The sequence below is a fragment of the Paraburkholderia sp. EB58 genome (assembly GCF_050436665.1).
In the GTDB taxonomy this organism is placed as follows: Bacteria; Pseudomonadota; Gammaproteobacteria; order Burkholderiales; family Burkholderiaceae; genus Paraburkholderia.
In genome coordinates this window covers 52,945-67,407 of record NZ_JBNDMQ010000017.1, presented here as the reverse complement: position 1 = coordinate 67,407, position 14,463 = coordinate 52,945, and the positions used below count along the sequence as shown (strand labels likewise).

Here is a 14,463-nt window from a genome sequence, read left to right as displayed (position 1 = left end):
CTTAAAAGCAGCGGTCGCTGAACCGCCGCCCTGGTCGACTTTTCGCGTTGAGCGGCCCTAACCGCCATTAACCGCCATTAACTGCCATTAACCGGCACCAGGCTTGCGCTAAACCGGCACGCATTAGCGGCAGTCACGCCTGCCGCCATCCGTCAACGCGCGTGGCCATCACTTCGGCAATGCGCCGTCGACGCCATCCACATACCAGTTCAGACGCTGCAGTTCCGCATCGGTCAGCGTCTTGCCGGCCGGCACCTTCACTTCGCCCGCCTGATCCTTGATCGGACCGGTAAACACATCCCACTTGCCGCCCGCGATCTGGTCGCGCTTCGCCTCGACGTCCTTCAGCGCGTTGGCCGGAATCGCCGACGTGTTCAGGTCATCCAGGCTGACCGCCTTCTGCGGAATGCCCCACCACACCGGATCGTTCTTCCACTTGCCGTCCAGCACCTGCTGGACCACCGCGGTGTAATACACGCCCCAGTTACCCACCACCGAACCCAGGTGCGCGTCAGGACCGAACTTCTTCATGTCCGAATCCCAGCCGAACGCATGCACATGCTTTTCCGAAGCCGTCGCCAACGTGGCGCTCGAATCGGTGTTTTGCAACAGCACGTCGGCGCCCTGCCCGATCAACGTTTCCGCTGCCTGCTTTTCCTTGCCCGGATCGAACCAGCTATTGATCCAGATGACCTTGGTATGAATCTTCGGATTCACCGAACGCGCGCCGAGCGTGTACGCGTTGATGTTGCGGACCACCTCAGGAATCGGCACCGAAGCGACAAAGCCGAGCGTGTTGGTTTTGGTCACATAGCCCGCGGCGACGCCGGCCAGATACGCGCCCTGATACATCCGCACGTCATAGGTGCCGAAGTTCGGCGCCTTCTTGTAGCCGGTCGCGTGCAGGAACACCGTGTCCGGGAAATCCTTCGCCACCTTCAGTTCGAAATCCTGGTAGCCGAAGCTCGAGCCGATGATGATCTTGTTGCCCTTGTTGGCCAGATCGCGGAACACGCGCTCCGAGTCGGCCGATTCCGGCACGTTCTCCACGCGTGTGATCTTGATCTTGTTGCCGAACTTCGCTTCGACTTCCTTCGAACCCGCATCGTGCGCGTAGGTCCAGCCGGCGTCCCCCGGGTTGCCGAGGTAGACGAATGCGACGCCGGGCACGTCGGCCGCCTGCGTGGTTTGCGACAGCGTTATGCCGAGGCCGAGCGACATGGCCCCCAGCGCCGTGGCGGTCAGCAGATTTCTTCTCTTCATGTTTTCTCCTGTCGTGTAATTGATTCGTTCAAACCATGTAGCGAGCTTATGTATGGGAGGCATGTCGGGGCGGACCGGCTAACCCGCCGCAAAGAAAGGCTTGCCGAGTGACGCCGGCGCGTTCAGGCGGATCGTGTTCGGATTGCGCGAGATCAGCACCAGCACCACGATCGTCGCGACATACGGCAGCATCGCGAGGAACTGAGTGGGCACCGGTACGCCGATCGCCTGTGCGTAGAACTGCAGGCCGGTGACGGCACCGAACAGCAACGCGCCGATCAGGAGACGCCCCGGGCGCCATGTGGAGAACACCACCAGCGCCAGCGCGATCCAGCCGCGGCCCGAAGTGAGTTGCTCCTGCCACAGGTGCAGATTGACGATCGAGTAGTAGCCGCCCGCCAGGCCCGCCATGCCGCCGCCGAACGCGACCGCGCCGTAGCGCACGCCAATCACCGGGAAACCCACCGAGTGCGCCACCTGCGGCGACTCGCCGACCGAGCGCAGCACGAGGCCCGCGCGGGTGCGGTACAGAAACCAGCCCACCACGGCGAACATGATGAACGCGAGGTAGTCGAGCGGCGTCAGACTGAAGAAGGCTGGCCCCAGCACGGGAATCTTCGATAGCAGCGGAATGGCCCATACATCGATCGACGCACGCACGGCCGCCGACGTATACGGCTTGCCGACATAAGCCGACAGCCCGATGCCGAAGATCGTCAGCGAAAGACCGGTGGCGACCTGATTGGCCAGCATGGTCAGCGTGAGGAAGCCGAACAGCAGCGACATGGCGAGCCCGGCCACAATCGAAGCCAGCACACCGAGCCACGGGTCGCCGGTGATGGCAGTGACCGCGTAGCCGCTGACAGCGCCCATCAGCATCATGCCTTCCACGCCAAGATTGAGGACCCCCGATTTCTCGGTGACGAGTTCGCCCACGCCTGCAAACATCAGCGGAATCGCGGCGGTGACAGCGCTCGAGGTGAGCGCGCTAGCTTGTTGGATATCCATAAGACCGGGTCGGGGAAAATCAGTGGGCTTCATTGGCCACATGAGCCGCTGCCGTACGGCGGCGCACGCGGTAATTCACAAACAGATCGGCGCCCAGCAGGCAGAACAGCAACAGCCCCTGGAACACACCGGAGAGCGCCTGCGGTAACTGCATCGAGGTCTGCACCGCTTCACCGCCGAGGTACAGCAGCGCCATCAGGAGACTGGCCAGCACGATGCCCACAGGATGCAACCGCCCCACGAACACGACGATGATCGCCGTGAAGCCGTAGCCCGGCGACCAGGTGGCCTGCAATTGGCCAATCGGCCCGGCGATTTCCCCCATGCCCGCGAGGCCGGCAAGACCGCCGCTGATGAGGAGCGAAGTCCAGATGGTCTTCTTGTCCGAGAAACCGGCATAGCGCGCGGCGAGTGGCGCGAGGCCGCCCACGTTCATGCGGAAACCGGCGAAGCTCTTGCGCATGAACAGCCACACGAGCGGAATCGCCACGAGCGTGACGAAGATCGATGCATTCAGACGCGTGCCGCGCAGGAATTTCCAGTGCCAGTCACCGGAGAACGTCGGGTAGAGCGCGTCACCGCTAAACATCTCGGAGAGCGGGAAATTCATCCCCTGCGGATCGCGCCACGGGCCGCTCACCAGATAGATCAGCAACTGGGTGGCGACATAGGTGAGCATCAGGCTCGTGAGGATCTCATTGGTGTTGTAGCGGCTCTTCAGAAACGCGGGAATCGCGGCCCACACCATGCCGCCCGCGACACCCGCCAGCATCATGGTGGGCAGAATCCACCAGCCGCTTGCCTGGTCGAAATAGATCGCAACGCCGCTTGCCGCAATGCCGCCGAGCAGCATCTGCCCTTCGGCGCCGATGTTCCAGACGTTGGCCCGATAGCCGATGGCGAGCCCGAGTCCAATCAGGCACAACGGCGAGGCTTTCAGCAACAGTTCGGACCAACCGTTGACGCTGGAAAGCGGTTCGATAAAGAACGCGTGCATCGCCTCCAGCGGATCGCGGCCAACAAGACCGAAAATCAGGAAGCCGATCGCGAGTGTGAGCAGCGCGGCGATCAGTGGCACGGCGAGCTGCATCGTGCGCGAGGGCGCGGTGCGGGCTTCGAGTCGATACGGAAAGATCATGAGTCTGCGTGGTGCCGTAGGGTTATTCGTGAGCGTGAGGTTTCAGGTGTTCCACGGGTTCGATAACGGTGCCTCGTGAGCCATTCGAGGTGTAGGCATGCTAGGCATGCGCCGGCTCCTCAGGCGAAGGCGCCGCGCCCTCTTCCCGGCCGCCGAACAGGCCCGCCATCCATCGACCGATCTCCTCGGCATTGGTGTCGCCGGTGACGCGCACCGGCGACAGCCGGCCGCGCGCGAGCACCGCGATGCGATCGCAGATATCGAATAGTTCTTCGAGTTCTTCGGAGATCACCAGAATCGCGACGCCGCGCGCCGACAGATCCAGCAACTGCTGACGAATGAACGCCGCGGCGCCGACATCGACGCCCCAGGTGGGCTGCGCAACCACCAGCACCTTCGGCGCCTGCAAAATCTCGCGTCCGACGATGTACTTCTGCAGATTGCCGCCCGACAGGCTCTGCGCGAGCGCCTCGGTGCCGCCGCAGCGCACGTCGAACGCGTCGATACATTTCTTTGCGAAAGCGCGCATGGCACCGGCCTTGATCCAGCCGGAGTTCACCATCTTCTGACGATAGCCGGTCAGGAGCGCGTTTTCTGCGAGCGTCATGGCCGGCACCGCACCGCGACCGAGGCGCTCCTCCGGCACAAAGCCGAAGCCGAGCGAGCGGCGTCCGCCTGCACCGAGCCTGCCCGCGGGCTTGCCGCAGATCGTGATCGCATCGGCGCGCGTGCCGCACTGCTCGCCGGACAGCGCCGAGAGCAGTTCCGCCTGGCCATTGCCCGACACGCCGGCGATGCCGAATATCTCGCCAGCATGCACGCTGAACGAGACGTCGTCGAGCGAGGTGCCGAACGGATCGGCGCTCGCCGCCGAGAGATGCTTCACGTCGAGCAGCACGTCACCCGGCGTATGCGTGCGGCGCGTGTAGTCCGGCAGCGAATGGCCGACCATCAACTGCGCGAGCGACGCGTGGGTTTCCTCGCGCGGCTTCACATGACCGGTCACGCGGCCACCGCGCATCACCGTAGCGGTGTCGCATAGCTCCTGAATTTCGTCGAGCTTATGGCTGATGTAGAGAATGCTGCAGCCTTCCGCAGCGAGGCGCCGCAGCGTTTCGAACAGCTTGCGGACCGCTTGCGGCGTGAGCACCGAAGTCGGTTCGTCCATGATCAAAAGACGCGGGTTCTGCAGCAGACAGCGCACGATCTCGACGCGCTGCCGCTCGCCCACCGTCAGGCTGTGCACGTGGCGCTGCGGATCGATATCGAGGCCGTAATCCGCCGACACCTCGCGGATGCGCCTCGCCAGCGTTTTCAGGTCGAACGGTTCGTCGAGCGCGAGTGCGATGTTCTCGCCCACCGTCAGCGTCTCGAACAGCGAGAAATGCTGGAACACCATGCCGATACCGAGCTTGCGCGCGGCCGCCGGGCTCGCGATCTCCACCGCCTGCCCCTCCCAGCGGATCTCGCCGGCATCCGGGCGCACCGCACCGTAGATGATCTTCATCAGCGTGCTTTTGCCCGCGCCGTTTTCGCCGAGTACCGCGTGAATCTCGCCGGGTGCGACGATCAACGTCACATCGTCGTTGGCCCGCACGGCCGGATATTGCTTGGTGATGCCCGCCAGCACGAGGCGCGGCACAGTAGCCGGGATCGCCGGGCCGCCCGCAGACTGCGCGGCGGCGTCGCCGTTATGAAAAGAAGTATCGCCCATGAGTTTCCGTAATACGCCTGTGACGGTCTGTTGCTACGAGGCGGCGCGCCCCGGACGAATGCGCCGTTCCTTCGCTATATCGAAATGACAATACCTAATTCGACCCTGTCAGTCGAGCCGCCAAAATTCCCGCAAACCCGCGCCAGAGCGCGCTGTGCGGGTATCCCTCTCTTGACGCATCTTTGCGTTCATATTAAAAGTCATATACCCCAAGGTCCGTTCGATCAGCCAGAACATATATTTCGGAGAAGTCATGAGCCAGCAACGCGAGGCGATCGACACATATTTATTACGCGTCTTGCACACCCTCCTGATGGAGCGCAGCGTGACGCGCGCGGCCGTCAAACTCAATCAGTCCCAGCCCGCCATCAGCGCGGCGTTGCGGCGTCTGCGCGACATCACCGGCGACCCGCTGTTGGTGCGCGGCAAGTCCGGCATGGTCCCGACCGAGTACGGGCTGCGTCTGCTCGAACCGGTGCAAAACGCCCTGCGCGAAATCGAGCGCATCAAGTTCCAGCAGCACAACTTCGATCCGGCGACCTCGATTCGCTGCTACCGGATCGGCTGCCCGGACTATCTGAACGTGCTGTTCGTGCCGACGGTGGTCGAGCGTTTTCGTCAGGCTGCGCCCAATGCGACGCTTGAATTTCATTCGCTCGGGCCGGCGTTCGACTATGAACTGGCGCTCGAAGACGGCAAGCTCGATATCGTGGTCGGCAACTGGCCGGAGCCGCCCGAGCAGTTGCATCTGTCGAACCTGTTTGTCGACCAGATCGTCTGCCTGATGAGCAACGCCCATCCGTTCGCCAAGCGCGGCGGGTTGACGCTCGACCAGTATCTGAATGCTCCGCATCTTGCGCCTACTCCCTATTCGGTGGGCCAACGCGGCGCGATCGACGTGCATCTCGCGCGCGAGCGCTTAAAGCGTCATGTCGTCGTGACTCTGCCGTACTTCAACCTCGCGCCGTATGTGCTGATCAAGTCAGACCTGATCTTCACGACGACGCGGCTCTTTGCGGATTACTACGCGAAGTTCCTGCCCCTGACCGTGGTGCCCGCGCCGCTGGATTTCCCGCCGATGCAGTACTACCAGTTGTGGCACGAACGGGTTCACTACTCCGACGAAGTGCGCTGGTTGAGAAGCCTGGTTGCCGAAGCGACCAAGACCTTGATCGATAAACCGTAAGTCTTGTTGCCCGCGTCACGGGACGCGGGCGCCAGGTTGTGCCTGGCTTACACCTGTCAGGCTTTGCTTCTTCATATGCAGGTCTATCTGCACGGTCCGACTATGCAGCCAAGTTCACGATAGACCCGATCGGTGCATTAGCTCAAATACCTTAAACGGCGGCCTGATACAGAGCTTTCGCCAGACGATTGTGCTGCTCGATCACCGGGCCCAGTTCGAGCGTCGCCAACTGCCCGTCCTTCACCACCACCTTCCCGCCGATCACGCTATACGACACCTGCGACGGTGCGCAGAACACCAGTGCGGCCACCGGATCATGCAAGGCGCCGGCAAACAACGGTTGACGCAGGTCGAACGAGACAAAGTCGGCCGCCATGCCCGGCGCCAGCGCGCCGATATCGTCGCGGTTGAGCACCTTCGCACCGCCCAACGTTGCGATCTCCAGCGCCTCGCGGGCGGTCATCGCGTCGGGACCGAAGCCGACCCGCTGCAACAACAGCGCCTGGCGCACTTCCGCGACCATCTGGGCACCGTCGTTCGATGCCGAGCCGTCCACGCCAAGCCCTACCGGCACCCCCGCGAGCCGCATCCGCTTCACCGGTGCAATGCCTGAGGCCAGGCGCATATTCGAACAGGGACAATGCGCAACGCCCGTACCGGTCCGTGCAAACAACTCAATTCCCGCGTCGTCCAGTTGCACGCAGTGGGCATGCCACACGTCGTGCCCCACCCAGCCGAGGTCTTCCGCATACTCCGCCGGCGTCATGCCGAATTTCTCGCGGCTATAAGCAATATCGTTGACGTTCTCCGCCAGGTGCGTGTGCAGCGAGACACCGTATTGCCGCGCCAGCACCGCCGATTCGCGCATCAGGTCGCGGCTCACCGAAAACGGCGAACATGGTGCGACCACCACGCGCAGCATCGCGTAACGTCCCTCGTCGTGATACGTCTCGATCAGGCGCTGCGTGTCCTTCAGAATGTCCGGTTCGCGCTCGACCACCGAATCCGGCGGCAATCCGCCGTCCTTCTGCCCCACGCTCATGCTGCCGCGCGCCGCATGAAAGCGCATGCCGATCCGGCGTGCGGCCGCAATACTGTCGTCGAGCCGGCTACCGTTCGGGTAGATATACAGATGGTCGCTCGAGGTCGTGCAGCCGGACAGCAGCAACTCGGCCATCGCAGTCAGCGTCGAGACTTCGATCATCTCCGGCGTGAGATTCGCCCACACCTTGTAAAGGTTCGTCAGCCAGCCGAACAACTCGGCGTCCTGCGCGGCCGGAATCGCCCGCGTCAGGCTTTGATACATGTGGTGATGCGTGTTGATCAGGCCCGGTATCACCAGGTGCCCACGCATATCCAGCACTTCGTCGGCCGTTTGCGGCAACTCCGGCGTCGGCCCGACTGCGACGATCCGGTTGTCCTCGATATACAGGCCGCCGTCGCGCAACTCGCGCCGGGCGCCGTCCATCGTGACCAGCACGTCCGCGTGCCTGACCAGCATCGTTTTGCCGCGTTTATATGCACTTGCCCCTGCGCTTGTGTTTGCGCCTGCGCCTACGCCTTCCTGCTGTTCCATCGTCATTCGTTTTCTCCGCTTTGTTGCTGCCGTTACGGCGTGCCCTGCGAGCTGGCCGCAACGGCGAGGCTGATACCGGCTGTGCCGGTACGCCCTACCGTGTGCAAAGTCGTTCGAACGCGATGTGGCGGACACGCTGCCGTGCCGCCGCGTCCATTCGAACGCCGTTGGCCCGGTTACCCAGCGTGCTACGCCGTCTTCGGGGTGCGCCGCATTGCTGCTGCGCACAGACGTAACCTTCGACGGCCAAAATAACGCTGACAACATGCGCCACTGCGATACCCAGGTTCAGGCCACCGATATAGTGGGCATTTTTGGCGTCGGTAGGATCGAGACAAGCAGTCATTCAGGGCTCGTGACCGCGCGACAAGGGTTTGCGCGAGGTTTGCGAGGCGTGGCGGCGAGCCTTACAGCGGGCTGTCATGCGCCAGCTATTATCTTTCCTATCGCTCGTGCGCGGAGGGGAACATCCTTCTTAAAATAGTTGCCACGGCGCTCGCTTCAATTCGCCGACGGGTATGTAGCCACTGACGTGGAGCCTCGATCCGCCGCAACGTATTCTGGATCGGGCCGCCGCCGAAACCTCGCATCCACATAAGGAAAATTGCGAATGGGAAAGCTCACTACCCATGTGCTCGACACCGCCAACGGCCGTCCCGGCGCGGGCATCAAGGTCGAACTCTTCGCGCTCTCGGGCGATACGCGCCGCGCGCTGAAAACCACCCTTACCAACGACGACGGCCGCTGTGACCAGCCGCTGCTCGAAGGCGACGCTTTGGTCGCAGGCGAATACGAACTCGTGTTCGGCGCCGGCGACTACTTCGCTTCGATCGGCACCAAGGTTCCGGAGCCGCGCTTCGTCGATCGCGTCGTGCTGCGCTTTGGCGTGGCCGATGCCGGTGCGCACTACCACGTGCCGCTACTGGTGTCGCCGTGGTCGTACAGCACGTATCGGGGCAGTTAAGCGGCAGCTAAGCGGCAACTGAGCGACAACTGAGGGGCAACCAGGACGCCGCGGAGATACAGGATGGAAACCGGGCCGGGCTTACGCCTCACCGACTTCGCCACCGCTGCATTTCGCAGATGCTTGGAGACACCTGCGAAGCGCAGTCGAATGCGAGCCACCCTGTTTGACCTCGATCGCTTTGACCCATCGGGGCAAACCAATAACCGCAATACGGCGCTGTGCGAACTGAGCGCACCGCGTCCCCTAACAGCAGTTTGCGCGAGTGGCGCATGGCAGACCTGGGAACCAGGTCGTCACTGACCCGGATCGAGCCGCCGCCGGCCCGCGTAGACAACGAATGAGAAGTGGAGGAGTTCATGGAAGGCTTTATCACTGACTGGCTGAACCTGGCATTGCGCTGGTTTCACGTCATCGCCGCGATCGCCTGGATCGGCGAATCGTTCTATTTCGTCGCACTCGACAACAGCCTGAAACCGCCTACGGACCCGAACCAGCGCAGGCGTGGCGTGTTCGGCGAACTGTGGCACGTGCACGGCGGCGGCTTCTACAACATGCAGAAGTACACCGTCGCGCCGCCGGAAATGCCGGACGACCTGCACTGGTCGAAGTGGCCGTCGTACACCACGTGGCTGTCGGGCGCGAGCCTCTTCACGGTGTTGTATCTGTTCTCGCCGAGCACCTACCTGATCGACACGAACGTGCTGGATATGGGTCCGGTGGTGGCGGTCTTCTCCGCGCTCGGCTTCCTTGCCGCCGGCTGGATCGTCTACGACTCGCTGTGCCGCGTGCTGGGTAACAAGGACAAGGTGCTCGGCATTTGCGTCGGCCTTTACGTGCTGTTCGCCGCATGGCTTGCTTGCCATATCTTCGCGGGCCGCGCGGCCTACCTGATCGTCGGCGCAATGCTCGCGACGATCATGTCGGCTAACGTGTTCTTCGTGATCATTCCGGGTCAGCGCAAGATGGTCGACGCGATGCTGAAGGGCGACACGCCGAACCCGATCTACGGCAAGCGCGGCAAGCAGCGTTCGGTGCACAACACCTATTTCACGCTGCCGGTGGTGTTTGCGATGCTGTCGAACCACTACGCGATGACGTACGCGAACCAGTACAACTGGATCATCCTCGCGATGATCATGATGGCCGGCGCACTGATTCGTCAGTTCTTCGTCATGCGTCACCGCGGTCAGGTGCTGTGGTATCTGCCGCTGGTCGGGATTGCGCTGATGTTCGGCGCCCTCTTCTGGACGATGCCGAGGCCAGTCGTGCCGCAAGCCGAAGCTGCCAATGCGCCGACACTGAAGGTCGCCGACATTGCGCCGATTCTGCAGCAACGTTGCGCTGCGTGCCACTCCGCGCATCCGACCTTGATGGGCAGCGCGCCGGCAGGTGTGATGTTCGACACGCCCGATGAGATCTCGCAGAATGCGCAGCGCCTGTACCAGCAGGCGGTGACGCTGAAGGCAATGCCACTCGGGAACGTGACGCATATGACGGACGATGAACGTCAGAAAGTTGCGGCGTGGTTCCAGGCTGGGGCTTTGAAGTAAAGTAGCTGAGGGGCCGGCCGCTATGGCGGCTGGCCGGTGTAGTTGGTGGCATCAGCCAAGCAGCGGGCTTTTCGCGGAAGCGGAAAGCCCGTTTTTCGTTGTACCAGGACGACGCTGCCCTTCCGCTGCATAACGCACCAGGCAGTGTAGGTTTGCCGCCGCGATCGAGCTTTCAGGTAATTCAAGATGTAGCCCAACGGCTACTATATCGCCTCATTCCGCACAATCTGATGCCCCGGGGCCACACATGACCACGCTCGCCGACGTCGCCGACATGCTAAAAGACTGCCGCCGCAAAGCAGGCGTATCGCAGGAAGAACTGGCGCGCCGCGCGGGTGTTGCCCGTACCACCGTGGCGCGCATGGAAACGCTCGCGCGACACGATATGAGTGTGTCAGCACTCGTGCGTTTGCTCGAAGCAGCGGGATACGATCTGAGGGTCGTTGAGCATGGCTATGGCCGCACCCTTGAGGACATCCTGATTGAGCAGCGTGCAGAGCCGGCGCCTACGCGATGAGCCGTCCCATTCCGGCGGCGAAATCGGCTCCGGCCGATGCTTCGCTACGCCCCTTTGATGACGCCACGCCAATAAAAAACGCCCAAGGCAAGTGCCTTGGGCGTTTTTGTTCCTCCTGCGACTAATCTGCTCGCTACGCACGCGTCGCACGCTACTCCATCAAACCGTCACCGTACTCAACGCATCCTCGGTCAGCCACAGCGACTCGGCAAGATCCTGCTCATTGAGATTGAGTCCATCTCCACCGCGATCCACCACGATGAAATCGCTCACATCGCCAAGCGCGATCAGCGGATGGTGCCACACGCCTTTCGCATAGTTCACCCCCTGCCAGCCGCTCGTCACGAACGCACGAATCTGCGCCGGATCGAACTCGCCGGCTGGCGCCACCACCACCAGGTAAGGCTTGTCGTTCAGCGGCACAAACGCCTGGCTACCAAGCGGATGACGCTCGAGCATCTTCACCTCGAACGGCAGCACGCGCGGCTGGCCGCGAAACAGGTTCACCAACGTCCGACCGCCCTCGTCCGTCACGTCCACTTTCGCGAGATCGTGATAGCGGATGGTGGTGCCGAGGTTGATCGGAATCTGCTTCGCGCCTTCGAGTTCGATCACGTCGCCGAACGGGGCGAACGCATCCTTCGTCAACGGTTCGATGGCGAGCGTTTTCATTATGCGAGCGTACCCCAAAGACGCAGACGCGAGACACCGCCGTCCGGAATGATGTTAAAGCGCACGTGCGTCACCGGGCCAAGTGAAGCCACTTCGCTTTCGAAGTAATGCTGGTTGTCCATCTTCAGCTTCTGTTCGCCCAGCAGCACCGGCCAGAACATGGCTTGCGTGATCAGCGAGCTGTCGGTGCCGCCCGTCACGTATGCAGCCTGGATCGAGCAGCGGTCCGGATAGTTACCCTTGAAGTGCGCGGTATCCACTTCGATCTTCCTGATCACGCCCGGTTGCGCTAGCGCGACGATCGCCCAGTCGTTACCCGGTTCGCGACGGCGGCGGGTTTCCCAGCCGTCGCCCATGTTCGCGCCACGGCCCGGCATCAGGATCGTCGACGCTGCACCGAAGTGCTGGTTGTTCGCAGCGACCAGATATGCGCCGTTTTCCATCGCAGCCAGGTCGAACTGCTCGGTGCGGCTCGCGCCGGCCCAGTCCACTTGCGGCTGGCCGTAGACACGCAGGCGCGCAATCCCGCCGTCCGGGTAGATGTTCACGCGCAGGTGCGTGTACGCGTTGGCGTCGCTGACTTCATGATAGTGGTGGCTGTTGCCTTGCAGCGTCGTCGACGGGACGATTTCGGTCCACTGGGTCGACTGGTTCGGCTGGCCGTCCACCACGCGCGCGGCCTCCACCGAAGCCGCCGGCGGGAAGTTGCCCGTGAAGTGGCTCGTATCGAGGTCAAGACCCTTGATCACGCCCGGACGCGCCAGCTTCACCACGCACCAGTCGTAGCCGGTGGTGCGCTTGCGGCGCGTTTCCCAGCCGTCCATCCACTTGCCGTGATCGTCGTACTTGCCCGGAATGAAGACAGCAGGTTCCGGATTCAGCATCCGTTCCTTCGGCGCGAAGAAATCGTCGCTAGCCTCGAGCGCCTGCGCGCCAAGACGCGGGTCCGCCAGGTTCACATAGCGGCGTGTGAAATCCGGTGCGTTGGGGTCGAGAATCGGGAGTGCCATCTTTGTCTTCCTTCCTGTCTAATAGTGCTAGAAAACGCTTCGTTTCGAGACTTGCGCCGTGCGTGAACGCCTGCGCGTGCCTGGTTGATGCCAACGCGTGATTACGCGTCGATCAGGTCGTCGAGCCGAAAGCGTGCGATACGGTAGATCTGGTCGAGACTCGCGCGCAGTTCGTCGGTGCGGCTATTGTTCACGCGCGCTTCGAAGTTGGCGATGATGCCGTGGCGGTCGTAGCCGCGCACCGCGAGAATGAACGGGAAACCGAATTTCTCGCGATACGCCGCGTTCAGTCCCACGAGTTTGTCGAATTCTTCCTGCGTGCACTGGGCGAGGCCCGCACCGCTCTGTTCGCGGGTCGACTCTGCCGTCAGTTCGCCGCGCACCGCGGCCTTACCTGCAAGCTCCGGGTGGGCGTTGATCAGCGCGAGCTGCTTCGCTTCACCGGCTGTTTCGACGGCGTTCGACATCGTGCGATGCAGCGCGTCGATGCTCGCAAAAGGCCGCTGCTCAGCCGCGACTTCCGCGACCCACGGCGAATGCTCGAAGATGCCCGACAGCGCTGCGACGAACGCGTCGGTCGAGATGCGGTTGAGTTGGTCCAGAGTGTATTGCATCGCCTTCATGCCGCAGCCCCGCGGTTGTTTTGTTGGTAAGGATGGTGTTCGCGCCAGTGCCGCGCAATGTCGACACGCCGCGTGACCCACACGCGATCGTGCTGTTCGATATGGTCGAGGAAGCGCTGCAGCGCGCGGAACCGGCCCGGGCGCCCCAGCAACCGGCAGTGCATGCCGATAGAGAGCATCTTCGGTGCTTCGTCGCCCTCTTCGTAGAGCACGTCGAACGCGTCGCGCAGATACGTGAAGAAGTGATCGGCGGTATTGAAACCTTGCGGGCTCGCAAAGCGCATATCGTTGGTGTCGAGCGTGTACGGCACGATCAGGTGTGGCGTCTTCGCGCCGCCGGTGACCTCGAGGTCCATCCAGAACGGCAGGTCGTCGCCGTAGTAATCCGAGTCGTACAGAAAGCCGCCGTATTCGGCGACCAGACGGTGTGTATTGGGACTGTCGCGACCGGTGTACCAGCCAAGCGGACGCTCGCCCGTCACACGCTCGATCGCTTCCATGCCGAGGCGCATGTGTTCAGCCTCTTTCTCCGGCGACACGTCCTGGTAGTGAATCCAGCGGTACCCGTGGCACGCAATCTCGTGCCCCAATTCGACAAAAGCACGGCCGAGGTCAGGATGACGCTCAATGGCCATGCCGACGCCGAATACGGTCAGCGGCAAACCGCGCTTTTCGAATTCGCGCAGAATGCGCCAGACACCTGCCCGCGAGCCGTATTCGTAAATCGACTCCATGCTCATGTGGCGCGCCGGATAGGCCGCCGCACCGACAATCTCGGACAGGAACTGCTCCGAGCCCGGATCGCCATGCAGCACGCAGTTTTCGCCGCCCTCTTCGTAATTCAGCACGAATTGCACCGCGACGCGCGCCCGTCCGGGCCAGTTTGCCTGCACTGGGTGACGGCCGTAGCCGATCAGGTCGCGTGGATAGTTCGAGTCGAGTGGCATGGTTTGACGAATGCGTGGTGACAAAACTGGGTGATGGAACTTGAAAACTCGCTTGAAACTCGCTTGAAATTCGCTTCAAACTGGCGCCGGCACGGGCGGAAACAGCAGAAAACGCCGACTGATTGCCACCAGCGTCCGGTGGAACCAGTGTAGCGAAAACACCCCGGCGCGCCCATACACCCGGCCAGATAGTGCGTGTCAGACCGGATGTATGTGCGCCGTCGGCCCGCTGGGGGTTTGGGACCGCGACGCGCTAGCGTTTACCCGCCCTCGAGAGGCGCTTTCGCGCGTT

At 62.5% G+C, this 14,463-nt stretch carries 13 protein-coding genes; 4 read left to right on the top strand and 9 right to left on the bottom strand.

Annotation, left to right across the window (positions count from 1 at the left end; translation table 11 throughout):
- Nucleotides 1-168 precede the first annotated feature (168 nt).
- The 4 genes from P3T40_RS24015 to P3T40_RS24000 all read right to left on the bottom strand — a co-directional run bounded on the left by P3T40_RS24015 (nt 169) and on the right by P3T40_RS24000 (nt 5,123).
- On the bottom strand, nt 169-1,263 hold the full coding sequence (locus tag P3T40_RS24015) for a BMP family ABC transporter substrate-binding protein (protein ID WP_429270198.1): 1,095 nt from the start codon (nt 1,261-1,263) through the stop codon (nt 169-171).
- Nucleotides 1,264-1,341: 78 nt separating this feature from the next.
- Nucleotides 1,342-2,271, bottom strand: coding sequence for an ABC transporter permease (locus P3T40_RS24010; RefSeq protein ID WP_429270197.1), 930 nt, complete (start codon nt 2,269-2,271; stop codon nt 1,342-1,344).
- A 19-nt stretch (nt 2,272-2,290) separates the two neighbouring features.
- Nucleotides 2,291-3,409 carry an ABC transporter permease gene (locus P3T40_RS24005; protein ID WP_429270196.1) on the bottom strand — a complete coding sequence of 373 codons (1,119 nt, stop codon included), beginning with the start codon at nt 3,407-3,409 and terminating at the stop codon, nt 2,291-2,293.
- Between the two features lie 100 nt (nt 3,410-3,509).
- Nucleotides 3,510-5,123 carry an ABC transporter ATP-binding protein gene (locus tag P3T40_RS24000; protein ID WP_429270195.1) on the bottom strand — a complete coding sequence of 538 codons (1,614 nt, stop codon included), beginning with the start codon at nt 5,121-5,123 and terminating at the stop codon, nt 3,510-3,512.
- 253 nt (nt 5,124-5,376) lie between these two features.
- Between P3T40_RS24000 and P3T40_RS23995 the strand changes: the two genes are divergently transcribed.
- On the top strand, nt 5,377-6,309 hold the full coding sequence (locus tag P3T40_RS23995; protein WP_012433318.1) for a LysR substrate-binding domain-containing protein: 933 nt from the start codon (nt 5,377-5,379) through the stop codon (nt 6,307-6,309).
- 151 nt (nt 6,310-6,460) lie between these two features.
- Here the strand turns inward: P3T40_RS23995 and P3T40_RS23990 are convergent, their stop codons facing one another.
- Nucleotides 6,461-7,891: an 8-oxoguanine deaminase gene (locus P3T40_RS23990; protein WP_429270194.1), complete on the bottom strand. Its 1,431-nt coding sequence runs from the start codon at nt 7,889-7,891 to the stop codon at nt 6,461-6,463.
- A 604-nt stretch (nt 7,892-8,495) separates the two neighbouring features.
- Here P3T40_RS23990 and uraH point away from each other — a divergent pair.
- The 3 genes from uraH to P3T40_RS23975 all read left to right on the top strand — a co-directional run bounded on the left by uraH (nt 8,496) and on the right by P3T40_RS23975 (nt 10,919).
- On the top strand, nt 8,496-8,849 hold the full coding sequence (uraH, locus tag P3T40_RS23985) for a hydroxyisourate hydrolase (protein ID WP_090686492.1): 354 nt from the start codon (nt 8,496-8,498) through the stop codon (nt 8,847-8,849).
- 359 nt (nt 8,850-9,208) lie between these two features.
- Nucleotides 9,209-10,402, top strand: a complete 1,194-nt coding sequence (locus P3T40_RS23980) for a urate hydroxylase PuuD (protein WP_429270193.1) — start codon at nt 9,209-9,211, stop codon at nt 10,400-10,402.
- 247 nt (nt 10,403-10,649) lie between these two features.
- Nucleotides 10,650-10,919: a helix-turn-helix domain-containing protein gene (locus P3T40_RS23975; RefSeq protein WP_429270192.1), complete on the top strand. Its 270-nt coding sequence runs from the start codon at nt 10,650-10,652 to the stop codon at nt 10,917-10,919.
- 159 nt (nt 10,920-11,078) lie between these two features.
- Here the strand turns inward: P3T40_RS23975 and P3T40_RS23970 are convergent, their stop codons facing one another.
- The 4 genes from P3T40_RS23970 to puuE all read right to left on the bottom strand — a co-directional run bounded on the left by P3T40_RS23970 (nt 11,079) and on the right by puuE (nt 14,171).
- Nucleotides 11,079-11,591 carry an ureidoglycolate lyase gene (locus tag P3T40_RS23970; protein ID WP_429270191.1) on the bottom strand — a complete coding sequence of 171 codons (513 nt, stop codon included), beginning with the start codon at nt 11,589-11,591 and terminating at the stop codon, nt 11,079-11,081.
- Entirely contained in the window at nt 11,591-12,601 is a 1,011-nt protein-coding gene (gene alc / locus P3T40_RS23965) for an allantoicase (protein WP_429270190.1), read from the bottom strand. Before alc ends, P3T40_RS23970 begins: the two co-directional genes overlap by 1 nt.
- A gap of 101 nt (nt 12,602-12,702) precedes the next feature.
- Nucleotides 12,703-13,224, bottom strand: coding sequence for a 2-oxo-4-hydroxy-4-carboxy-5-ureidoimidazoline decarboxylase (gene uraD, locus P3T40_RS23960; protein ID WP_429270189.1), 522 nt, complete (start codon nt 13,222-13,224; stop codon nt 12,703-12,705).
- On the bottom strand, nt 13,221-14,171 hold the full coding sequence (puuE, locus tag P3T40_RS23955) for an allantoinase PuuE (protein ID WP_429270188.1): 951 nt from the start codon (nt 14,169-14,171) through the stop codon (nt 13,221-13,223). The genes uraD and puuE overlap by 4 nt, the downstream gene beginning before the upstream one ends.
- Between the last annotated feature and the right edge of the window lie 292 nt (nt 14,172-14,463).

Bases quoted from the DNA above. Each gene is read 5' to 3' on its own strand.
- uraH (WP_090686492.1), top strand. From the start codon at position 8,496: ATGGGAAAGCTCACTACCCATGTGCTCGACACCGCCAACGGCCGTCCC.
- alc (WP_429270190.1), bottom strand. From the start codon at position 12,601: ATGGCACTCCCGATTCTCGACCCCAACGCACCGGATTTCACACGCCGC.
- uraD (WP_429270189.1), bottom strand. From the start codon at position 13,224: ATGAAGGCGATGCAATACACTCTGGACCAACTCAACCGCATCTCGACC.
- P3T40_RS24000 (WP_429270195.1), bottom strand. From the start codon at position 5,123: ATGGGCGATACTTCTTTTCATAACGGCGACGCCGCCGCGCAGTCTGCG.
- P3T40_RS23970 (WP_429270191.1), bottom strand. From the start codon at position 11,591: ATGAAAACGCTCGCCATCGAACCGTTGACGAAGGATGCGTTCGCCCCG.
- P3T40_RS23980 (WP_429270193.1), top strand. From the start codon at position 9,209: ATGGAAGGCTTTATCACTGACTGGCTGAACCTGGCATTGCGCTGGTTT.
- P3T40_RS24010 (WP_429270197.1), bottom strand. From the start codon at position 2,271: ATGGATATCCAACAAGCTAGCGCGCTCACCTCGAGCGCTGTCACCGCC.
- P3T40_RS23975 (WP_429270192.1), top strand. From the start codon at position 10,650: ATGACCACGCTCGCCGACGTCGCCGACATGCTAAAAGACTGCCGCCGC.
- P3T40_RS23995 (WP_012433318.1), top strand. From the start codon at position 5,377: ATGAGCCAGCAACGCGAGGCGATCGACACATATTTATTACGCGTCTTG.
- P3T40_RS24015 (WP_429270198.1), bottom strand. From the start codon at position 1,263: ATGAAGAGAAGAAATCTGCTGACCGCCACGGCGCTGGGGGCCATGTCG.
- puuE (WP_429270188.1), bottom strand. From the start codon at position 14,171: ATGCCACTCGACTCGAACTATCCACGCGACCTGATCGGCTACGGCCGT.
- P3T40_RS24005 (WP_429270196.1), bottom strand. From the start codon at position 3,409: ATGATCTTTCCGTATCGACTCGAAGCCCGCACCGCGCCCTCGCGCACG.
- P3T40_RS23990 (WP_429270194.1), bottom strand. From the start codon at position 7,891: ATGACGATGGAACAGCAGGAAGGCGTAGGCGCAGGCGCAAACACAAGC.